This is a genomic window from Corynebacterium sp. CCUG 69979, assembly GCF_024454095.1.
GTDB lineage: Bacteria > Actinomycetota > Actinomycetes > Mycobacteriales > Mycobacteriaceae > Corynebacterium > Corynebacterium genitalium.
In genome coordinates this window covers 92,124-112,635 of the sequence record NZ_JAGPZA010000006.1, presented here as the reverse complement: position 1 = coordinate 112,635, position 20,512 = coordinate 92,124, and the positions used below count along the sequence as shown (strand labels likewise).

Here is a 20,512-nt window from a genome sequence, read left to right as displayed (position 1 = left end):
AGGCATGGAGGTAGATTACCTTTCCCCGACTCAACACAGCCGGACTCAGAGGTGTCTACCAAACAGGGGTCAGGTCCTTGTTTGATGTCGTCGCGGGTTCGCATGTCTTCTCCTGTCAGGGTGAGTTTCGAGCCGTGGTTGGCGAGTCTGGACATGACTGCGTCTGCCAGTGCTGCCTCGGAGAACACGTCGTACCAGTAATCGGGTTCGTGTTGGCTGGCGATCACGGTAGAGGCATGCTCACGCCCGACGAGCAGGTTGAATACCTGGTTCAACGCGTGCGCTGAGACATCGGTGGCGAGAAAGTCATCGATGACGGCAAGTGCCGGGGCTTGCAGGTCGGCGAGGAGCTGTTTGCGGGCCTGGGGATGCTCAGCCGCGGCGTCGAAATCGTTGGCCAGGTCGTTGAGCCGGAAGTAACGGGCGGTGAGCTTTTTGCGGCACGCCGCGACGGCCAGGGCTTGAGCGAGAAAACTTTTACCGGTGCCGGTAGCTCCCACGATGATGAGGTCTTTGCCGTAGTCGATCCATTCGCAGGTGGCGAGCCGGTCGATGCGGTCTTGGGTCACACCGCGGCCGGGATAGGCATCGAAGCGCTCGAGTGCGGCGGTTGAGCCAAGGAGTTTCGCTTCACGCAACCTTGTCTGTATGACCTTGTTGTCGCGGGCTATGCAGTTCGTTTTTGCCGGGTTTCGCCGCGGCCGGGGAGCATCATACGCAGGCCGTTGAGGATGATCAGCGCGGCGCTGCCTTCATTCAGCAGCAGTCCCGTGGTGAGGGTCATCCAGCCGGCGAGGGCCGCGATGATCAGAATGGCCACGACGGCAAGGCTGAGCGCGATGTTGATCTTGATGTTGTTCCGGGCCCGTCGGGAGAGGCGGATGGCTGCGGGGAGCCGGTCCAGTTCGTCGGCCATGAGTGCGACGTCAGAGGTTTCGAGTGCGACGTCGGTTCCGGCGGCGCCCATGGCGATGGCCAGGTCCGCGTTGGCCAGTGCGGGGGCGTCGTTGACTCCGTCGCCGACCATGGCGATAACCCCGTACCGTTCGCGCAATTCACGTACGGCGGCTGATTTGTCCTCGGGCAGCAGTTCGGCGCGGTAGTCGTCCAGACCCAGGGCATGGGCGGTGGTTTTAGCGACGGTGGCGTTGTCTCCGGTGAGCATCAGCACCCGTTCGATGCCTAGTTCGCGCAGTTCGGCGATAGTGCTGTGGGCGTCGGGGCGCAACTGGTCCGCGACCGCCAGAACGGCCAGTGGCCGGGTGTCCTCGCGCAGTACGACGGCGGTGGAGCCGTTTGCCTCGGCTCCGGCCACGGCCGCTCCGACTTGCGGGTCGGTGCGGTCCGCGTCCGAGGGCCGGCCGATGTGCATGGCTCGGCCGTCGACGACGGCCTCCATGCCGGCCCCGGGGAGGGCGCGGGCGTCCCTGGCGGTGGGGATGTCGAGGCCCCGGTCCCTGGCCCCGGCGGTGATGGCGGCGGCGATGGGGTGTTCGCTGCCGGCCTCGACGGCGGCGGCCAGTGCGAGGGCTTCCTGTTCGGTGGTGCCGCCGAACGCGGTGACCTGGGCCAGGGCAGGCCGGCCGCGGGTGAGTGTGCCGGTCTTGTCGAAGGCGACGGCCTTGATGTCGGCCAGGCGTTCGAGGTAGATGCCGCCCTTGATCAGGATGCCGTCCCGTGCTCCGCGGGCGATGGCGGTGACGACGCTGACCGGCACGGAGATGACCAGCGCGCAGGAGCAGGAGACAACAAGGATTACAAGGGCTCGATAGATGGCCTCACGCCATTCGAAGCCGAACAACGGCAGAACCAGGGCCACCAGGACCGAAAGGGCGAACATGGCGGGGGTGTAGACGGCGCTGAACCGGTCGGCGAAGCGCTCGGTGCGGCTGCGGTTAGCCTGGGCCTCCTCTACCTGTTCGATCACCCGGGCGAGGATGGTGTCGTAGTGCTCCTTGGTCACCTGGACGCGCAGCACGCCGTTGCCGTTCAGGCTTCCGCCGAAGACCTCGGTCCCGGCGGAAGCCTCCACCGGCTCGGATTCGCCGGTGACCGGGCTGGCATCGACCCACGAAGCACCCTCGGTGACGGTGCCGTCGGTGGGCAGACGCTCACCGGGGCGGACGAGGACGACATCACCGGGGTGCAGCGCCTCCACGGACACGGTTTCGGTGAAGCCCCCGTCTGTGAGCCGGTTCGCGTTCGGGGGTGCCAGCTCCAACAGCGCGCTGATGGAGCCGCGTGCCTTGTCGGTGGCGTAGGCTTCCATGGCCTCGCCCAGGCTAAAGATGACCACGAGCATCGCGGCTTCTTCGATCACCCCCAGCGCGATCGCACCGATGGCGGCCATGATCAGCAGCACGGTGATGGTCAGCTGCCTGTTGCGCACGGCGCGGATGGCGCTGCGCAGCGGGTAGGCGCCGCCGATGACGATCGTGGCCCAGAATAAGGTCAGGGCCACCGGCTCGGAGTGGATGGTCCACTCCACGGCCAGCCCCGCGGCCAGCAGCACCGCGGCTACCGCCAGGGCCACCATCTCGCTGCTCTGCCACCACCGGCGCCGGGACTGAGCGGTGAGCTGTGTTGAGGTGTCAAATTCGGCATTCATTCGGTGATTTCTTCTCTCTGTGAAACGTGAGGACATGACTCGTGAGGGTCAGCCCTCACCAGGTGATCAGGCGCGGACGGGGCGTGCCGGGCCGGCCGGCGCCAGGGACAGGCCGGCCTTCTGTGCCGCTTCAACGATGGCGCTGTCGGCCACGGTGCCGTCGTGCGTGACCAGCACGACGCCGGAGGCCAGGGCGTCGACCTTCTGCACGCCGGGCAGGGCCTCGACGGGGGCAAGGTCTCTGGAGCAGCTTACGCATCCGCCCCCGAGCGCGCGGTACTTGGAACGGACCAGCTGGATGGGTGTGTTCACGGGTGTCTCCTTCACAATGTGCAGTACTTCGACAGACTTCGAAGTCCGGCTTCCATGATACTCACACTTCGATAGTTGTCAAACTATCGAAGTATGCTAGAATGGAGGCATGTCGATCCCATCCTTGGACCCTCCTGCGCCAAGTGCGCTGGGTTACTGTACGCCGTTGTCCGGTGAGCCAATCACGGCGGCCCAGGCCGAGGCCGTCTCCCGGATGCTCAAGGCCCTGGCGGATCCGGTCCGGCTGCGGCTGATGTCCATGGTGCTCTCGCACGAGGGCGGCGAGGCATGCGCAATGTGTGACCTGACCGAGGGCTTCGACCTGGCAGTTTCGACACTCAGCCACCACCTGAAAATCCTGCACGACGCCGGGCTCGTTGACCGTGACAAGCGAGGGGTGTGGGTCTACTACAAGGCCCGCCCCGAGGCCATGGATGCTCTGCGCACCCTCTTCGGTTCCGACCTTTCCACGCCGCCGGCAGAAGCTGGTTGAGCACGCAACCGCGCGGCACCGGGTATGGGCTTGCGATGCGCGAATCAGCTCAGAAGAAAGCCGTTTGCCGCATGCTCCTAAAACGATCCTTAGCGCTACTTTTCCGCGGAATGGTCCTCGACCCCCGCCTCGCGCGCACCGCCTGAGCAGCCTCCTACATCCGGTTGAGGATGGTCCTGCGGGACTGGGCGATCGGCCATAAAGAGCCGCAGCCATCGTTCTCTGGAGCACCGTCTACCTCGACCGCACGGTCAACCCTCGCGCGTCGGAACGCGGTGAGTAGACTTTTTCCCAGCTAATCTCCGCCACAAAGTTCCCACTTCCAAAGACTTCATCCATAAGCGCGCGCATGCGGTGGTTTCCACGTCGTCCAGGTGAACCCAGATCGAACCGTCATCGCTAAGAAGCTTGCGCAGGTGAACCAGACGATCACGCATCATGGTGAGCCAGACGGAGTGTTCGAGGTTGTCCTCGTAATTGGCGAAGGTTTGTGCGGTGTTAAACGGCGGGTCAATGTAGATGCACTTCACCTTGCCGAGGTACTTCTCGCGCAACTCCGGCACGCGGGTGAGAGCTTCAAGCACGTCGCCGGACTTCACCGTTAAGGAAGCCCGTCCCGAGACACGCTTCGGACCTCCGTGCAGCAGCGACCTTGCTTCTCGCGCGCCCGTACTACGTGGATTTCGCTCAGAAGGGCTTGTCCACCACAGTGACCGCGGCTCGCAGTATGTGTCGATCCGTTACGGTGAAGCGCTCGCCCAGGCGGGTATCGATCCGTCTGTCGGCACCGTTGGCGACTCCTATGACAACGCGTTGGCTGAAACGGTCAACGGGCTCTACAAAACAGAGCTGATTTATCCCCACCGGCCGTGGGCATCGGTCGGTGAAGTCGAGATTGCCACCCTTCGCTGGGTGCACTGGTGGAACAACCAGCGACTTCATCAATCCCTGGGATATATAACTCCACAGGAGATGGAGGACGCTTACTATCAACGATCAGGCGCTCAAACGTTGGGCGTTAAACAAGCGGAACGAAAGCCAGGACGCTTCATGGGTGGTTACGCGATCGAAAGAAACCGCCGAACTGACCCGCGGCGCTCACCCCTGCACGACCATGCCAGAGGGTCAACGTTGTCGGCGCATGAAGCTGCGCCCTGAAGAGATCACGCTTATCGACGGCGCCCGCACCCTCACCCCATTCCGCACCGCCGCCGACATTGCCGCTACGTATGGGCTGGTGGAAGGCCTGGTGGCTATGTCTTGGTTGAAGTACAGCGGGTGGGGAATTGGGAGGTTGCGTCGAGAAGCGGAAAGGCTTGGGCCGGTTAAAGGGATCGCGACAATTCGACAGTGCATCGAGCTGAGCAGTCCGCGCGCGCTGTCTCCGTTTGAGCCGTATGCGCAGGGGCTGTTCGTCGAAGCCGGAATTGAAGGCATCCGGATGCACCCGCGGCTGTCTCTTCCCGGTGGGCGGTACATCGAGCCCGACCTGATGATCGGTGACCACGTGGCCGTGGAAATCGACGGGGATGCGAAGTACGACGGCGTCACCTACGGATCCCTCGACGACATCAGCCGCGGCGAACTGAAACGGCAGAAACTGCTGATCAACATGGGCCTGGAAGTTGTGCGGTTTTCGCCGCGGGAGCTGTTAACAAACCCCGAGTACTGCATCGAGACTTTGCGTGGCGCGATCGAGCGGGCCAGCCGCCGCCCAAGCCAACCCGGCAAATAGCTAGAACCAGACAGCTAGATTGCCCGGTTCTCGGCCCGAAACGGAGCTTTCTAGTCGTCGGGTTCTAGTCAATCGGAATGGTGGGGGCGCGGTGGGGTCGAGGTGGGGACTGTCGGGCCTGCCGCAGCGCTAGTTGGCGTCTGCGGTGTCGGTGTCGGCTCCGGCGTGCGCGGCTCCGTCGCCAGCACCCTCACCAGCGTCAGCGGCCTCGCCGGCACCGCCAACTGCGGCACCGCGGGTGACGGCCAGCGTGTCCGCGTCCGGGCCGACCTCAACGAGCACGGCATCACCGTCGCGGATCTCTCCGGCCAGTACCTCGCGGGCCAGCTTGTCGCCGATCTCCTTCTGGATCAGGCGGCGCAATGGGCGGGCGCCGTAGGCGGGGTCGTAGCCGCGGTCGGCGAGCCAGCGCTTGGCGGCGTCGGAGACGTCGAGTGCAAGCCTGCGTTCCGCGAGCCGCGACGCGAGCGAACGCAGCTGGATGTCCACAATGCCGACCAGCTGGTCCTGCGTCAGCGGATCGAACACGACCACGTCGTCGAGGCGGTTGATGAACTCCGGCTTGAACGCCCGCTTCACAGCCTCCATGATCTCGTCCCGCGAGCCACCGGCACCCAGGTTGGAGGTGAGGATGATGACGGTGTTGCGGAAGTCGACGGTGCGGCCTTGGCCGTCGGTAAGCCTGCCTTCGTCAAGGACCTGCAGGAGGACGTCGAAGACGTCCGGGTGGGCTTTCTCGACTTCGTCGAAAAGCACGAGCGAGTACGGGCGACGGCGCACGGCTTCGGTGAGCTGGCCGCCGGCGTCGAAACCGACGTATCCGGGGGGCGCACCGACGAGGCGCGCGACGGAGTGCTTTTCGCCGTATTCGGACATGTCGATGCGGATCATGGCGGATTCGTCGTCGAAGAGGAACTCCGCGAGCGACTTCGCCAGCTCCGTTTTGCCCACACCCGTCGGGCCGAGGAAGAGGAACGAACCGATCGGGCGGTTCGGGTCGGCGATCCCGGCGCGCGAACGGCGCACAGCATCCGACACCGCGTTGACCGCCTCGTGCTGCCCGACGACGCGCCCGCCGAGCACGCTTTCCATGTGCAGCAGCTTCTCGGTCTCGCCTTCCATCATCTTGCCGGCGGGAATGCCCGTCCAGCTGGACACAACGTCCGCGATGACATCCGGCGTGACTTCTTCCGTCAGCATGGTCTTCGCGCTTGCCGACGCCTCCGCCGCCTCCACCTGCGCCTCCAACTCCGGGATGCGACCGTATCGCAGCTCCGACACCTTGGCGAAGTCACCGTCACGTTCAGCGATCTCGGACTGGTTGCGCAGATCTTCCAGCTCTTCCTTGGCGTGCTGGACCTTGTCGATTTCGGACTTCTCGTTCTCCCAGCGGGCTTTCATCTCGCCGAGTTTCTCGCGCTGGTCGGCGAGTTCCTGACGCAGGGCGTCGAGACGCTCGCGCGAAGCTGCGTCGGACTCCTTTTCCAGTGCGATCTCCTCAATCTCGAGACGGCGGACGACGCGCTCAAGCTCATCGATCTCCTGCGGGGAGGAGTCGATCTCCATGCGCAGGCGGGAGCCGGCCTCGTCGACCAGGTCGATAGCCTTGTCCGGAAGGAAGCGGTTGGTGATGTATCGGTCCGACAGCGACGCCGCCGCGACCAGCGCCGAGTCCTGGATGCGGACACCGTGGTGCACTTCGTAGCGGTCCTTCAGGCCGCGGAGGATGCCGATGGTGTCTTCCACGCTCGGCTCGCCGACATACACCTGCTGGAAACGGCGCTCCAGGGCGGCGTCCTTTTCGATGTACTTGCGGTACTCGTCAAGAGTGGTCGCACCGACCAGGCGCAGCTCACCGCGGGCCAGCATCGGCTTGATCATGTTGCCGGCATCCATCGAGCCATCGCCGGTCGCACCGGCGCCGACGATCGTGTGCAGCTCGTCGATGAAGGTGATGATTTCACCGTCGGAGGACTTGATCTCATCGAGCACGGCCTTGAGGCGCTCCTCGAACTCGCCGCGGAACTTCGCGCCCGCGACCATCGAGCCCAGGTCCAGGCTGATCAGCGTCTTGCCCTTCAGGGATTCCGGCACGTCGCCCGCGACGATGCGGCGGGCCAGGCCCTCCACGATCGCGGTCTTACCCACGCCTGGCTCACCAATTAGCACCGGATTGTTCTTCGTGCGGCGGCTAAGCACTTGGACCACACGGCGGATCTCGCTATCGCGCCCGATGACCGGGTCGATCTTGCCCTCGCGGGCGCGTGCCGTCAGGTCGGTCGAGTACTTCTCCAGCGCCTGGAATTGTCCCTCCGGGTCCTGCGTGGTCACCTTCTGGTGCCCGCGTACCGACGGAAACGCCCCCTTAATGGTCTCGTACGTCGCACCCCGCTTCTTCAGCAGGTCAGCGGCTTCATCCGAACCGCGTGCAATGCCGGCGAGGAGGACTTCGGTGGAGACGTATTCGTCGCCAAGCTCGCTGGCGAGTTCCTGCGCAGTGTTCAGCGCGTTGAGGCCGTCGCGGTTGAAGTTCGGGTTGGCCATGTTCTGGCCTTCCGCCTTCGGGTAGCCGTCCACGATGGCGGCGGCCTCTTTCACCACGGTCTGCGGGTCAACACCGGTTGCCTTCAGCACCGGCGCGGCGATGCCCTCCTCCTGGGAGAGGATGGCCTGCAGCAAGTGCGCTGGACGGATATCCGGGTTGCCGTTGGCAGAAGCCGTCTGCAGAGCCTGCTGGAGAGCTTCCTGTGTCTTTGTAGTGGGGTTGAATGAGCTCACGAGGGGCTCCTTTCTGAATGCTTTTGTTCTAAATTCCTAACTCCACGCTAGGTGGTCGCTCACTTCAACGCCCGCAAGGTTGAGTCTGTTCCACTCAAGGCGAAAAAGCTTGACGACGCCCCGCCCCCCTCTGGCCCTTTCCGCCTACATGCGGACATGTGCGCTCCTGCCGATGCGGTCACCGATGTCCTAGTTGCGACCGTTTTTCGGGTTCTAGCAGGAGTTTCGTACGGGCGAGAACTAGGGCTTTTATGCCCTGGTTCTAGCAGCACCAAAATCGCTGCTCAAGACATAAAAACACCAACGATGCGGTCAGTCATGCCCACAACCGCTGGCGAGCACATATCCACCAAACTAACCTAACGGCAGATTCATCGCGGCAACCACGGCCGTGGGGCTGTGTGGATCGTGGGAGACAAAAGAGGGGAAACAGGCCATGACAAACAAGGCCGAAGCGAAGGACGTTGGATCGATCTTTGAAGGTCGCCCCAAGTGCCCACCGTTTCTACGAGGCGCGATGTTGCTCGCGCTTTTGCAAACCAGGCAAACATTCACAGGTAGCGAGCTTGCGGAGCGGATCGGTGTCAACGATCGCACGCTGCGCAGGTACATCGGAGAACTCGGCGCGTTGGGATTCGAGGTCGAGGGCCGCCCCGGATTCTACGGCGGGTACCAGCTCAAGAGCGTCGATGCTATCCCTCCCCTCATCTTCAGCGAGGATGAAATGGAAACGATCCTGGCAGGTCTTGCCTACATCAGGTACCCGGAGGACGAATATGCCGAACGGGCTAATGACCTCGAAGAGCGCATCAGGAAGCTTCTCCCCGAAGCGTTCCTCGAGTCGCTGCGGATGCCCCTCCTCAAGAAGTACGGGGAGGGTTATCAGATGAGGGTGGAGGCGAAAGCGTCGAAAAGCGGGGGCTAGATCGCGTTCTTGATCCGTGTGCTTCCTGAACCGCCGGACCCCGCGCCCGATTGACCGTCGGCGTATTTCTTCGCGGGGGCCCATTTGAGAACAAAACTCATGACCAGAATGCCCGCCGCGATCGCGGTGGAAATCCACCCGAATCCGCCGGTGAAGGAGGCGATGACGGCAATCGGCGCGAGAATGGTCATGCCGATCTCGAAGGGGGCGAAGCCGACGTAGGCCACGCCGTATTCGTTCAGGGTGCCGGATTTGAGCTTCGGGTCGGCCATCTTGAGCAGCGCGATACCGGTGGCCACAGCGGCGGTTGCCCAGCCCCAGCCGAAGAGCCCGCGCTCGATCCAGTGTTCACCGAAGTAGAGCGGCGCCATGACCAGCAGGTAGAACAGGCAGAACACCACGCCGAGAACGAACAGCAGCACGAGCGCCTGCCAGTAGTCCGCCAGCGCGGCGGGAACGATGGAGGCGATACCGAACGCGATCATGTAGTCGGTCGCAGCACCGGAGATGGCACTAACGGTGTCTTTGTCCAGGTAGTTCGGGCGGCGCACCAGGCGCAGGCCAAGGCGGCCCAGCAAGCCGATGACGAACGACAGGGCGTACAAGGGAATGGAGACGTTGGGCCATTGGGCCTTGATTGCGTCGTTAAGCACATAGGCAATGAGCACGGTGAAAACGATGAAGCCGGCGTGCAACGCGAGCGGCTCGATCGACGACGGGTTGGTCGTGGCTTTACCGATGGATGGGCGCTCATCTTCGTTCTCGATGTAGCCGGATCGGAGGTCTTCCGGCAGTTCGCCCTGCAGCTCGGTCGTCTTGCTGGCGCGAATGCCCCAGTTGGCCACGATGACACCGCCGACGATGGCGACAAGCGTGCCCACGGTCGCGGCAGTGAAACCGAGCGAGGATGCGCCTTCCACACCGATGTCCTCCAGCGAGGACCCCACGGCCGCGGCGGTACCGAAGCCACCGACGAAACCGACCGGCAGCATCATGCCGAACCAGTCTTCGGTGCCGAACACGGGCTTGAACAGGTAGAGGCCGAGCAGCACGAACAGGCCCCACTGGAACACGAACATCGTGGTGGAAAACGCCCACATGTTGCGCGCACCCTTAGCCACGGACCCGCCGAGGTCCATCGAGTACGCCATCGACGCGAACACGACGGCGATGAGGATAGTGGTGTAGGTGCCGACGTTCTCTGAGAAGTTGATCCACCCGAGCACCTCCGGCCCAAGAACCAGTCCGAGCAAACCGGCCGTGATTGGGGCCGGCAGCAGCAGTTGCTGGAGCATGCGGATTCGCTGGCGCAGGACGTTGCCGACGATGAGAAGGAGGGAAATCCATCCGACGTCAAGCAGCATGTCGTAAGGTGTGAATTCCATGTGCCGGACCTTTCACGAATTGTGCTATACCGGTTAGCTTAGCGTGCAGCCCGGACATACTAGTGTTTGTTGCATGGCCGAGCTTGATCACATGGCACGGGAAGAGCTGGACGCGCAGCTCACGCAGGTGCCTGAAGCACGCACGCTTATCGACGTTCTTTTCACCCCCTCCCCCACACCCTCCGTCGAAGACACTGCCTTGGACCGGCGGCGCCTGGGCGTCACCCCGGAGGATTACGAGGCATTGGCCGACGAGATGGAGCAAGCCCTCTCCCGCGCGCTGGCGCTGGCAGGGCAGCTTCCGGGACGGATGACAGAGGCCGACGAGCGCGAGCTGCTCGACCGCGCCCGCGGCAGGTTGATCGGCATGGCAGCGGTGGCCCGCCGGGCGGATGTGGACGGCATTCCGCCGGCGACGGCCGCGGAGGTCACGGGCGTGTTGCCCCTATTCATCCCGCCGGAGATCAACGGCTCGGGCATGCCGGGCTGCGCTGTCTATCTTGAGGCTCCTGCCCCGGTCGATTACCTTTCCGGCCAGTCGCTACCAGTCCTGCGGCCGAACGCTGGCCCAGCGGTGAGCGGGGCAGCTGATGCTCTTCAGCAGCAGTGGGAGGAACTCGTTCCCGCCGTTCCTCCGAACGATTACGGTCAGCTCGTCTTCTTCCTGCTTCCGAATCTCCGGGACGGCGGCCAAGCTGGCCCGATTCGCGTGCCGGGCATCGGCGAGTACTGGACTTTCGGCGAGCCGCGCGGCGACGCCATAGACCTCACCCTGCCCGCCGGCGCGTTAGGTGTGACCTTCACCGTCGACGGCACGGGCGAGAGGTTGCCGGGGGCGCGTGCGGCGGTGTTTGAGCTGGTGGGGAGGATGGCTGAGGACGTCGAAAAGCAGCAGATGAGTGTCAATCTGCTTGTCGACGCCATCGGTGCCAACGAGCCCGGCATCCGCTCCCTCGCAGAAAAGACAGACTGGCTTTCTTTGACGCTGTTCTAAAGGAGCGGCAGCGACTCTTGCTGCTTCGCGGCCTCGTCGGGGTCGATGTCGACAACGAGGACCTCGGGCTCGTACCCGCCCTCGGCAAGGATACGGCCGTCGGGCGCGACCGCCATCGAGTGCCCCACGCCGGTCGGCCCGGAATTTTTTCCTGCCTCGGCGGAACCACCCGGCCGAGCCTGGTCTGGAGCCATGATGAACACCCCCGCATCCAGGGCGCGGGCCCGGGAAAGAATGTTCCACTGCTCGACCTTGTTTTCGCCGTCGGCCCAGCTGGTGGGCACGACGATGACCTTGGCACCTTCGCGGGCGAGCTGCTTGAACTGCTCGGGGTAGCGGATGTCGAAGCAAATGGCCACGCCCACCGTCACGCCCTCATGGGTGAAGGTGTGCAGGTCGGTGCCGGGGCGGACAGTTTTGGACTCTTGGTACTGCGCGGTGTCGAAGGTGTGGATCTTGTCGTACCCCTCATGCAGCCCGTTTCCGGTGATCAGCGCGGTGTTGTAGACGCGGTTGATCTCGCCCTGGCTGTCGGCGGGGCGGAACATGCCGGCGACGATGGTGATGCCGAGCTCGCGGGCAAGCTCGCGCAACCCCGTCGCAAACGGCCCGTCAAGCTCCTCGGCCTGCGTGTCCAGGCGGCCGGAGTCGAACGCCTGCGAAGTCGCCTCCGGGCAGACGATGAGGGTGGCACCTTTGTCCGCCGCTTCGCGGATCTTTTCGGACGCCAGCCGGAGGTTGTCCGCCTTGTCGTCGGAAGTGGTGATTTGCACGAGTCCGATACGCATGCGCCCCAGCGTATGTGCAATTCTCGCCGAATTCCACAGGCAAAATCGGGCCTTGTTGCACCTAGTTTGCGGATGGTTTTGGCTAGGGCCATGAGCTACATCGAAACGCCACGTAACCTCCCCTACCTGTCCGAATGGTCCGCACCCACGATGGACGGACTGGCCACTCTCAGCCTGACCGCGACCGCACTCGCCCGCGCGCATGACTCCCTCCAGGCCGCGCTGCGCCGCCGCGACGAGGCCCTCCACGCCCACGACGGCGAACTGCACAGCTTCGTCGCCGACGCCGTCCACGTCGACGACACGGTCTTCGGAGGATAAATGCTGGTCACATCAGAACTCACCGCCGCCGCGTCCAGCTTGCGGTCCGCGCGCACCAGCGCCCTTTCGCGTATCGACGACACCTCCCACCACCTCACCTCCCTCTCCTCCATCGGCTTCGCGGGACCGGCCGCCGATGCCGGGCTGGGCCGTCTGGCTGATCTCGGGCGCGCCTTCGATGGGCCCGCCGACCAGATGAATACTGTGGCCGGGATCTTGGAGGATGCCGCCACAGCGCAGGCCGCCCTCGACCTCGCAAATGAGGCCCTGCGGACAGCCATCGTTCCCCCGCCCGCCATGGCGGCCCACCGCGCCGCCGTCGTCAGCCTGGCCCTGGCCGCCCGGATGCTCGACCAGGCCTGCGCTTCCGCGATCTCCGGGGCCTGTCTCTTAGAGCACGAAGCCGACCTGGACCGGCTGGCTTTCCATCCCGGGGAGTCGCTGAACGATATCAGCGCGCGGAACATGGGCACCGCCCCCACATCCGTCCGAGACGCGATCGAGGATGCGGACGGCCTTCTCCTCGAGGCCGGCCCCGGCGGGTACACCGTCATGGTCGGGCCGCGGAGCGATGTTGCCGACGGTGGCGCCGGCGACCTCATCGACCCCAGCTCCGTGACCACTATGGTCTCGGGCGTGTCCTCCGGAACCCCGGCCAAACTTCCCCGGGCCATCGAAGAAGCACAGAACGTCGCCGATGCGACCGGCGGCGCCGTCATCGTGTGGCAGGGGTACGCCCCGCCGCCGGATGTCCCCTCGGGCATTGACCCGTCAGCTGCCCGCGCCGGTGCCGACGACCTCGCAATCTTCCAAATGGCTATCGACGAACGCTTCCCCGGCGCCCACAAGATCGTCATCGGCCACAGCTACGGATCGGTCGTGGCCACCCGCGCGGCAATGGATCACGGGCTGTTCGCCGATGACCTGGTCCTGGCCGGTTCGCCCGGTGTCCCGGCGCGCAACGCCGACGAACTGACGCTTGTGGGTGATGATCCGCAGGTCACCGTCGTGGACTCCCCCACCGACCCGATCCGGGCTCTCCGGGGACCGTTCGGTGCCGTGCACGGCTACAACCCCTCGAGCCCCATCTTTGGTGCCGACCAACTGAACGGGGTGCGCGGTTCCCACACCGATTACTTCACGGACGCGGAGATGCTGGAGGGGCTGGGGCGGATGGCGCGTCGATAAGCGAAAAGCGCGTACGGTGGTGGTGCAACAAAAATGAAAGGAATTTCTTATGGCTAAAGATTTCGCCCACCAGATCGTGGAGACGCTAGAAAAGAACGGCGTCAAGCGCATTTACGGCATTGTCGGTGACTCGCTCAACCCGGTATCGGACGCGGTCGCGGAAAGCAACATCGAGTGGATTCACGTCCGCAACGAGGAAGCCGCCGCATTCGCAGCCGGTGCCGAGTCCTCCGTGACCGGCGAACTCGCGGTGTGCGCAGCCTCCTGCGGACCGGGCAACACCCACCTTATTCAGGGCCTTTATGACTCCCACCGCAATGGCAACAAGGTGCTCGCCATTGCGTCGCACATCCCCAGCCAGGAGATCGGCTCCAAGTTCTTCCAGGAAACCCACCCGGAGAAGATCTTCCAGGAATGCTCCGGGTACTGCGAGATGGCCAACTCCGCCACCCAGGGCGCGCGCATTTTGCACCACGCGATCCAGTCCACGATGGCCGGCAACGGTGTATCCGTATTCGTCATGCCCGGTGACATCGCCAGCCAGGACGCAGTAGACCTGCCGCTGCTCGAATCCACCATCGCCCGCGGCACCGACAAGCGCGTTTTCCCGGACTCCGGCGAAGCTGCGGCGCTGGTCCAAGCAATTAACGACGCTGAAACCGTGACCCTCTTCTGCGGCGTCGGTGTCCAAAACGCCCGCGAAGAAGTCCTCCAGCTCGCCGAGAAGATCAAGGCCCCCATCGGCCACTCCTTCGGCGGCAAGATGCACATCCAGTACGACAACCCGTTCGACGTGGGCATGAACGGCCTGCTCGGCTACGGCGCGTGCTACGACGCATCCCACGAAGCCGACCTGCTCATCCTGGTGGGCACCGACTTCCCCTACAACGACTGGCTGCCTACCGGGAACGTCGCCCAGATCGACATCAAGGCCGAGAACATGGGCCGCCGCACGAAGGTGCAATACCCCGTCGTCGGTGATGTCAAGAGCGTCATCGAGAACATCCTCCCCCACATCGAGGAGAAGACGGACCGCTCGTTCCTAGACAAGATGCTCAAGGAGCACGCGCGCCTGCTCGAGAACGTGATCGACAACTACGGCCCGAACGACAAGGCCACCCCGATCCACCCCGAGTACGCCGCCAACCTCATCGACGAACTTGCCGACGAAGACGCCCTCTTCACCGTCGACACCGGCATGTGCAACGTCTGGGCCGCCCGCTACATCACCCCGAACGGCAAGAAGGATGAGCTCGCATCCTTCCGCCACGGCACCATGGCCAATGCTGTGCCGCAAGCCATCGGCGCTCAGGCCGCCGACCGTGACCGCCAGGTGATCACCTTCTCCGGTGACGGCGGCGTCTCGATGCTGCTGTCCGAGCTCATCACCGTCAAACAGCACGAGCTGCCGGTCAAGATGATGGTGTTCAACAACTCGTCCCTGGGCATGGTCAAGCTCGAGATGATGGTCGCCGGCCTGAAGGAATTCCAGACCGACCACGACGGCGTCAACTACGCCGACATCGCCTCCGCCGTGGGCATCACCTCCTTCCGCGTAGAAAAGCCGCAGGACCTGGAGAAGACCCTGAAGAAGGCCCTCGCCCACGACGGCCCGGTGCTGGTCGACATCGTCACCGACCCCGACGCCCTGTCCCTGCCGCCCAACTTCGACTGGGCCATGATCAAGGGCTTCACCGAGTCCGCAGTCAAGACCGTTCTCGACGGTGGCATCGGCAACATGGTCGAGCTCGCACGCTCTAACCTCCGCAACATCAAGGGTGCGGCAGCGATCGAGTTCTAGCTTGGTGAGCTAGTTCTCGGAGAGGGTCAGCCTTGTGGCTGGCCCTCTTTTTGGGTTCTGAGGCGGCCCCGCGCGAGTGCCTAGGGTGCGCGTGCGGCGTGCGCCAATTGCGGTGCGCGTGTGGGTTTAGTGCGCCCCTTGGGGTTCACGTGCGGAAAAGTTGACAAACTCGATTTCGATTTACAGACCTCTGGCTCGCCCACCTGCACAAACACAATTTTAGTGAACCCGGCACGTAAACTATTGCGCACGCCGGGCAGCGTGGCCCGGGCTAGGTCCGAGCTAGGTCCAAGTTGGGCACGGGCTAGGCCCGATCGAGCGATCGCACGGGGCCTTGTGCAAAAGATGACAAACTCGAATTCGATTTACCCCCCGAAAAGCTCTCTAACTGCACAGACAGCTCTAGACAGGAATCGGGTTTGTTATCTTTTGCACAACCGCGACCCAAGCGGCCCTCAATCGAACCCAAGACGAACCCGAGACAAGACCGCAAAAGGCCCCCGCATCCCACAATTGCGGGCACAGGGGCCAATGGGGACCGCTGGGACTGCTGAGGGGGCAAAGTCCCCCAGCCGCAACCCCAGCGCCAGCCCCAGTCCCGACCGCTATTGCTGCTGCTGGGTGGACGAGGTCCGACTCCGGCGAGTGTTTCGCGACCACGCCACCACCGCCGTGGAGCGGGGCACGTGGACGAGTTCGCCGCCGCGCCGCTTTTCGCGCTTCTCCTGTGCGAGGAGCTGTTTGAGTTCGGTGTTTTCGTCCTCGAGCTCGTCGATACGCTCGCTGAGGCTGATGATGGTCTTGATGCCTGCGAGGTTCACGCCCTCTTCCTGGGACAGGCGCTGGATGGTCCGTAACCGGTTGATGTCGCGCTCGGAGTAGCGGCGGCCGCCGCCAGAGGTACGCATGGGGGTGACCAGGCCCATCCTGTCGTAAGTGCGCAGGGTTTGGGCGTGCATTCCGGTCAGTTCGGCGGCGACGGAGATGACGTAGTATTCCTCATCCATTGGCACTGTGCGTCACCTCCTTTCCTATACGGCTCCGGCCCAGCCAGCGCGAGGGTTGAAGCCGGAGTCTTTCTCTGCCTGGGCGTAGGCGCGTAGGGCGCTGGAGGCGGTGGCGTCGAGGTTCTTCGGCACGGTGACTTCGACGGTGACCATGAGGTCGCCGGCGTTGCCGGATTTCTTGGGCACGCCGCGGCCTTTCACGCGCAGGGTGCGGCCGTTGGGTGTGCCGGCCGGCACCTTGACCTTGACGGGGTTGTCCAGGGTCGGCACGGTGACGGTGCCGCCGAGCGCCAGCTCGGAGAAGCTGACCGGCACGGTGACTGCGAGGTCGTCGCCGTTGCGGGTGAACACTTTGTCGGGGTGGACGGTGACGTAGACGAAGAGGTCGCCGGCCGGGGTGCCGTTCGGTCCTGCCTCGCCTTGGCCGGCCAGGCGGACCTTTTGGCCGTCGATCACGCCGGCGGGAATCCGCACGGTGATTGACCTGGTCCGGTGGGTGGTGCCGGTGCCGCCGCATGTCGGGCACGGGTCCTCGACGGCCTGGCCGGTGCCGCCGCAGCGGGTGCACGGCCGGGACATCCCGAACGCCCCCTTCTGCTCGCTGACAAACCCGGTGCCAGAGCAGTCCGGGCACGTGGAGGTTTTGCCGGTCTTCGACCCTGAGCCGTGGCAGTCGGTGCACGGCGCTTCGCCGGTCAGCTCGACGGGGATGGTGGTGCCTTTGACGGCTTCGCGGAAGTCGAGTTCTATTTGCGTTTCGACGTCGGCCCCCCGCGTCGGCCGAGCACCCCTGCCAGTGCCGCCGCCGCGGTTAAAGAGGCCACCGAAGAGGTCACCAAGACCGCCTTCCGCAGAAAATCCTCCGCCTTGTCCAAACGCTTCGCCGAATCCGAAGTCTGATGTGGTGAAGTCTTGTTCCGCGCTGCGAAACCCACCCGGGAAACCCGAGCCTCCTTTCCCCCCGAAGCGCATGAAGCCTCCGGAGTCCATCATCCTTTTGAATTCGTCGTACTCTTTGCGTTTCGCGTCGTCGCCGATGACGTCGTACGCTTCGGCCACCCGCTTGAACTTGTCCTCGGCCGCCTTGTTGCCGGGGTTGGAGTCCGGGTGGTACTCCCGGGCGAGTTTGCGGTAGGCCTTCTTAATGTCAGCTGCGGAGGCGGACTTACTCAGCCCCAGGTCGCCGTAATAGTCCTTGTTGGCCCATTCTTGCTGCATAGCCATGTGCACCCCCTCCTTTCGTCTCAGAGGTTTAGTTTCTAAGTGTAGTTTCGCTCAATAAATTCGTTACTAAATAAAGAAGCGGCCAGGGGGAAGCTTTTCGCTTGTCGACGCTTCCCCTCCGGCCGCATCACCCAACTATTCCGTCGGGCCGTCCGTGCCAGGCGAGCCAGCCGGACCAGCCTCATCGGCAGGGCCAGCCCCCTCAGCCGGGTCAGCGATGATGACCATCGCGTTGCGGATCAGCTTGTCGCCGATCTTGTAGCCCTTGCGCAGCACCGTCCCGATGACCTTCGTGTCGCCGGTGGACAGGTCCTGCACAGCTTCGTGGATCTCCGGGTCGAAGGCGTCGCCCTCGGCACCGAAACCCTGCACGTTCTGGCTGTCCAGCACGCCGCGGAGGTTGTCGCTGAACGCCTTCAGGGGTCCTTCGGCCAGGTCGCCGTGCTGTTTTGCGAGCTCGAGATCGTCGATAAGCGGAAGCAGCTGTGCGACGACCTTGGCTTTGGCGGTGTCGGCGATTTGTGCGCGCTCGCGGTCGGTGCGGCGGCGGTAGTTGGCGTACTCGGCGCTCACGCGCTGGAGGTCCTCCGTGCGCTCGGCGAGCTGGAGCTCCAAGTCGCTGACGGTGCCGTCGCCGTCGACGTCGCGGTTGACCTCACGGTCAATGCCTTCACCTTCGGCGAATGCCTCGTCGATTTCCTTGTCTACCGCCGGGTCGGCGAGGGGGTCCTCGGAATCCAGGGCCTCAGCCTCAGCCGCTTCTTCAGCCAAGGTTTCGGTCTGGTCCGGGGAGATGTACTCCTCGTCGGTCGCTTCGGGCGCACCCGGGTTGTCGGGCATCTGCTCGTGCGGGTTCGTCATGGTTGCTCCTTAGTTGTTCCGGGAGTCGTCAGCGTTGTCGGTGGTGTCAGCGTCGTCCTCTTCGACAACCTCAGCGTCGACAACGTTGTCGTCAGCCTCCGGCGCAGCGCCTGCCTGGGTAGCACCGGCGTTAGCGTCAGCCTCGTAGATGGCCTTGCCCATCTCCTGGGACTCGGTGGACAGCTTCTCCACAGCCACCTTGATGGCGTCGATGTCCTCGCCCTTGAGCGCTTCGTCGACCTCATCGGCAGCTGCAGTGACCTTGGTGCGGATGTCCTCGTTGATCTTGTCGGAGTTCTCGTCCAGGAACTTGCGGGTCTGGTAGGCCATGGACTCCGCGTTGTTGCGGGTCTCCTGCTCCTCGCGGCGAGCCTTGTCCTCGTCAGCGTGAGCCTCCGCGTCCTTGATCATCCGGTCGATCTCGTCCTGGGACAGGCCGGAGCCTTCCTGGATCTTGATCGTGTTCTCCTTGCCGGTGCCCTTGTCCTTGGCGGACACGGAGACGATGCCGTTGGCGTCGATGTCGAAGGTGACCTCGATCTGCGGAACACCGCGCGGTGCCGGAGCGATGCCGCCGAGCTCGAAGGAGCCGAGCAGCTTGTTGGCCGACGCCATCTCGCGCTCACCCTGGAAGACCTGAATCTGCACCGACGGCTGGTTGTCTTCAGCGGTGGTGAAGGTCTCGGACTTCTTGTGAGGGATGGTGGTGTTGCGCTCGATCAGCTTGGTCATCACGCCGCCCTTGGTCTCAATGCCGAGGGAGAGCGGGGTGACGTCGAGAAGCAGCACGTCCTTGACGTCGCCGCGCAAGACACCAGCCTGCAGGGCAGCGCCGAGGGCCACGACCTCGTCCGGGTTGACGGACTTGTTCGGCACGTTGCCGGTGAGCTCCTCAACCAGGGCGGACACAGCCGGCATACGGGTGGAACCACCGACGAGGACGACCTGGTCGATGTCGCCGACGGACATGGAAGCGTCCTTGATCACCTGGTTGAACGGCTCCTTGGTGCGGTCAAGCAGGTCAGAGGTGATCTTTTGGAACTCGGTGCGGGTGAGATTCTCATCCAGGAACAGCGGGTTCTTGTCAGCGTCAACCGTGATGTACGGCAGGTTGATGGATGCCTGTTGAGCGGACGACAGCTCAATCTTCGCCTTCTCAGCAGCCTCGCGCAGACGCTGCAGAGCCATCTTGTCCTTGGTCAGGTCGATGCTGTGCTGAGCCTTGAACTTCTCCACGAGCCAATCGACGATGCGCTGATCCCAGTCATCACCACCGAGCTCGTTGTCGCCGGCGGTAGCCAGCACCTCGACGACACCGTCGCCGATCTCCAGCAGGGAGACGTCGAAGGTACCGCCACCCAGGTCGAACACGAGGATGGTCTGCTCGGTGTCAGCCTTCTCCAGGCCGTAAGCGAGAGCAGCCGCGGTCGGCTCGTTGACGATGCGCAGCACGTTCAGGCCTGCGATCTGGCCGGCCTCCTTGGTGGCCTGGCGCTGTGCGTCCTCGAAGTAGGCCGGAACGGTAATGACGGCATCAGTGACCTCGTCACCCAGGTATGCCTCCGCATCACGCTTGAGCTTCATCAGCGTGCGGGCGGAGATTTCCTGCGGGGTGTACTTCTTATCGTCGATGTCAACGTTCCAGTCGTTGTCGCCCATGTGGCGCTTCACCGAGCGGATGGTGCGGTCAACGTTGGTCACGGCCTGGTTCTTTGCGGACTGGCCGACGAGAATCTCGCCGTTCTTCGCAAAAGCGACGACCGACGGAGTGGTGCGCGACCCCTCAGCGTTCGCGATAACGACGGGCTCGCCGCCCTCAAGAACGGAAACGACCGAGTTCGTCGTACCAAGGTCAATACCTACTGCACGTCCCATTGTGTGATGTCCTCCTGTGTAAAGGTGCGTTTATCAGTGTTTTTCTGTGAGTTGATTGCTCTTCACTCAACTTCTGCGGGCCACTGTACCACTCGACCGTGACACTGCTGCGAAGAGTTGAGCTTGACCCACTCAATCTCCACAACCTGCAGCCACACAAAGTTGTTCCCGGTTCGCTCAACTTTCTTCGTTCCCGCTGATCACGCGCGCTTGTCGA

At 63.7% G+C, this 20,512-nt stretch carries 17 protein-coding genes and 2 pseudogenes; 8 read left to right on the top strand and 11 right to left on the bottom strand.

Annotation, left to right across the window (positions count from 1 at the left end):
* The 3 genes from KBX18_RS05500 to KBX18_RS05490 all read right to left on the bottom strand — a co-directional run.
* The coding region (locus tag KBX18_RS05500) for an ATP-binding protein (protein ID WP_255995143.1) at positions 1 to 638 on the bottom strand (638 nt) is incomplete at its 3' end.
* A 29-nt stretch (positions 639 to 667) separates the two neighbouring features.
* Positions 668 to 2,608 (bottom strand): cation-translocating P-type ATPase, encoded by a 1,941-nt coding sequence (locus KBX18_RS05495; protein WP_255995142.1) that lies wholly within the window; start codon positions 2,606 to 2,608, stop codon positions 668 to 670.
* A 66-nt stretch (positions 2,609 to 2,674) separates the two neighbouring features.
* Complete coding sequence (locus KBX18_RS05490) at positions 2,675 to 2,920, bottom strand: hypothetical protein (RefSeq protein ID WP_038589537.1); 246 nt, start codon at positions 2,918 to 2,920, stop codon at positions 2,675 to 2,677.
* Between the two features lie 109 nt (positions 2,921 to 3,029).
* Here KBX18_RS05490 and KBX18_RS05485 point away from each other — a divergent pair, with 109 nt between their 5' ends.
* Entirely contained in the window at positions 3,030 to 3,413 is a 384-nt protein-coding gene (locus KBX18_RS05485; protein ID WP_051904784.1) for a helix-turn-helix transcriptional regulator, read from the top strand.
* A gap of 252 nt (positions 3,414 to 3,665) precedes the next feature.
* Here KBX18_RS05485 and KBX18_RS05480 read toward each other — a convergent pair.
* A pseudogene (locus KBX18_RS05480) lies at positions 3,666 to 4,009 on the bottom strand (DNA methyltransferase); the annotation flags it as partial.
* A gap of 91 nt (positions 4,010 to 4,100) precedes the next feature.
* Between KBX18_RS05480 and KBX18_RS05475 the strand changes: the two are divergent.
* Both KBX18_RS05475 and KBX18_RS05470 read left to right on the top strand, forming a co-directional pair.
* A pseudogene (locus tag KBX18_RS05475) lies at positions 4,101 to 4,415 on the top strand (integrase core domain-containing protein); the annotation flags it as partial.
* A 139-nt stretch (positions 4,416 to 4,554) separates the two neighbouring features.
* The gene (locus KBX18_RS05470; protein WP_255995141.1) at positions 4,555 to 5,148 is read left to right on the top strand and encodes a hypothetical protein; all 594 of its coding nucleotides are present in this window, start codon (positions 4,555 to 4,557) and stop codon (positions 5,146 to 5,148) included.
* A 129-nt stretch (positions 5,149 to 5,277) separates the two neighbouring features.
* Here the strand turns inward: KBX18_RS05470 and clpB are convergent, their stop codons facing one another.
* On the bottom strand, positions 5,278 to 7,926 hold the full coding sequence (gene clpB, locus KBX18_RS05465) for an ATP-dependent chaperone ClpB (protein WP_255995140.1): 2,649 nt from the start codon (positions 7,924 to 7,926) through the stop codon (positions 5,278 to 5,280).
* Between the two features lie 436 nt (positions 7,927 to 8,362).
* Here clpB and KBX18_RS05460 point away from each other — a divergent pair, with 436 nt between their 5' ends.
* The gene (locus KBX18_RS05460) at positions 8,363 to 8,851 is read left to right on the top strand and encodes a YafY family protein (RefSeq protein ID WP_255995139.1); all 489 of its coding nucleotides are present in this window, start codon (positions 8,363 to 8,365) and stop codon (positions 8,849 to 8,851) included.
* Here KBX18_RS05460 and KBX18_RS05455 read toward each other — a convergent pair.
* Positions 8,848 to 10,236: a sodium/glutamate symporter gene (locus KBX18_RS05455; RefSeq protein WP_005288290.1), complete on the bottom strand. Its 1,389-nt coding sequence runs from the start codon at positions 10,234 to 10,236 to the stop codon at positions 8,848 to 8,850. The genes KBX18_RS05460 and KBX18_RS05455 overlap by 4 nt on opposite strands.
* Before the next feature lie 73 nt (positions 10,237 to 10,309).
* Between KBX18_RS05455 and KBX18_RS05450 the strand changes: the two genes are divergently transcribed.
* Positions 10,310 to 11,230 carry a hypothetical protein gene (locus tag KBX18_RS05450; RefSeq protein ID WP_255995138.1) on the top strand — a complete coding sequence of 307 codons (921 nt, stop codon included), beginning with the start codon at positions 10,310 to 10,312 and terminating at the stop codon, positions 11,228 to 11,230.
* Here the strand turns inward: KBX18_RS05450 and KBX18_RS05445 are convergent.
* On the bottom strand, positions 11,227 to 12,018 hold the full coding sequence (locus KBX18_RS05445; RefSeq protein ID WP_255995137.1) for a carbon-nitrogen hydrolase family protein: 792 nt from the start codon (positions 12,016 to 12,018) through the stop codon (positions 11,227 to 11,229). The two genes, KBX18_RS05450 and KBX18_RS05445, sit on opposite strands and share 4 nt — an antisense overlap.
* A 90-nt stretch (positions 12,019 to 12,108) precedes the next feature.
* Between KBX18_RS05445 and KBX18_RS05440 the strand changes: the two genes are divergently transcribed.
* Genes KBX18_RS05440 through KBX18_RS05430 form a run of 3 tightly spaced genes read left to right on the top strand, consistent with a single transcriptional unit; the run spans position 12,109 to position 15,328 of the window.
* On the top strand, positions 12,109 to 12,339 hold the full coding sequence (locus KBX18_RS05440) for a hypothetical protein (RefSeq protein ID WP_255995136.1): 231 nt from the start codon (positions 12,109 to 12,111) through the stop codon (positions 12,337 to 12,339).
* On the top strand, positions 12,340 to 13,527 hold the full coding sequence (locus KBX18_RS05435) for an alpha/beta hydrolase (protein WP_255995135.1): 1,188 nt from the start codon (positions 12,340 to 12,342) through the stop codon (positions 13,525 to 13,527).
* 49 nt (positions 13,528 to 13,576) lie between these two features.
* Positions 13,577 to 15,328 (top strand): pyruvate dehydrogenase, encoded by a 1,752-nt coding sequence (locus KBX18_RS05430; protein WP_255995134.1) that lies wholly within the window; start codon positions 13,577 to 13,579, stop codon positions 15,326 to 15,328.
* A 605-nt stretch (positions 15,329 to 15,933) separates the two neighbouring features.
* Here the strand turns inward: KBX18_RS05430 and KBX18_RS05425 are convergent.
* The 4 genes from KBX18_RS05425 to dnaK form a co-directional block, all read right to left on the bottom strand.
* Positions 15,934 to 16,335, bottom strand: a complete 402-nt coding sequence (locus KBX18_RS05425; protein WP_005288272.1) for a heat shock protein transcriptional repressor HspR — start codon at positions 16,333 to 16,335, stop codon at positions 15,934 to 15,936.
* A gap of 24 nt (positions 16,336 to 16,359) precedes the next feature.
* Positions 16,360 to 17,559: a molecular chaperone DnaJ gene (gene dnaJ, locus KBX18_RS05420; protein WP_255995133.1), complete on the bottom strand. Its 1,200-nt coding sequence runs from the start codon at positions 17,557 to 17,559 to the stop codon at positions 16,360 to 16,362.
* A gap of 135 nt (positions 17,560 to 17,694) precedes the next feature.
* A complete protein-coding gene (grpE, locus tag KBX18_RS05415) occupies positions 17,695 to 18,420 on the bottom strand; it encodes a nucleotide exchange factor GrpE (protein ID WP_255995131.1) in 726 nt (241 codons plus the stop codon).
* Positions 18,421 to 18,429: 9 nt separating this feature from the next.
* Complete coding sequence (gene dnaK, locus KBX18_RS05410) at positions 18,430 to 20,295, bottom strand: molecular chaperone DnaK (protein ID WP_255995130.1); 1,866 nt, start codon at positions 20,293 to 20,295, stop codon at positions 18,430 to 18,432.
* Positions 20,296 to 20,512: the final 217 nt, after the last annotated feature.

Bases quoted from the DNA above. Each gene is read 5' to 3' on its own strand.
- grpE (WP_255995131.1), bottom strand. From the start codon at position 18,420: ATGACGAACCCGCACGAGCAGATGCCCGACAACCCGGGTGCGCCCGAA.
- KBX18_RS05425 (WP_005288272.1), bottom strand. From the start codon at position 16,335: ATGGATGAGGAATACTACGTCATCTCCGTCGCCGCCGAACTGACCGGA.
- KBX18_RS05460 (WP_255995139.1), top strand. From the start codon at position 8,363: ATGACAAACAAGGCCGAAGCGAAGGACGTTGGATCGATCTTTGAAGGT.
- KBX18_RS05440 (WP_255995136.1), top strand. From the start codon at position 12,109: ATGAGCTACATCGAAACGCCACGTAACCTCCCCTACCTGTCCGAATGG.
- KBX18_RS05485 (WP_051904784.1), top strand. From the start codon at position 3,030: ATGTCGATCCCATCCTTGGACCCTCCTGCGCCAAGTGCGCTGGGTTAC.
- dnaK (WP_255995130.1), bottom strand. From the start codon at position 20,295: ATGGGACGTGCAGTAGGTATTGACCTTGGTACGACGAACTCGGTCGTT.
- KBX18_RS05430 (WP_255995134.1), top strand. From the start codon at position 13,577: ATGGCTAAAGATTTCGCCCACCAGATCGTGGAGACGCTAGAAAAGAAC.
- KBX18_RS05445 (WP_255995137.1), bottom strand. From the start codon at position 12,018: ATGCGTATCGGACTCGTGCAAATCACCACTTCCGACGACAAGGCGGAC.
- KBX18_RS05435 (WP_255995135.1), top strand. From the start codon at position 12,340: ATGCTGGTCACATCAGAACTCACCGCCGCCGCGTCCAGCTTGCGGTCC.
- KBX18_RS05450 (WP_255995138.1), top strand. From the start codon at position 10,310: ATGGCCGAGCTTGATCACATGGCACGGGAAGAGCTGGACGCGCAGCTC.
- KBX18_RS05470 (WP_255995141.1), top strand. From the start codon at position 4,555: ATGAAGCTGCGCCCTGAAGAGATCACGCTTATCGACGGCGCCCGCACC.
- KBX18_RS05495 (WP_255995142.1), bottom strand. From the start codon at position 2,608: ATGAATGCCGAATTTGACACCTCAACACAGCTCACCGCTCAGTCCCGG.
- dnaJ (WP_255995133.1), bottom strand. From the start codon at position 17,559: ATGGCTATGCAGCAAGAATGGGCCAACAAGGACTATTACGGCGACCTG.
- KBX18_RS05455 (WP_005288290.1), bottom strand. From the start codon at position 10,236: ATGGAATTCACACCTTACGACATGCTGCTTGACGTCGGATGGATTTCC.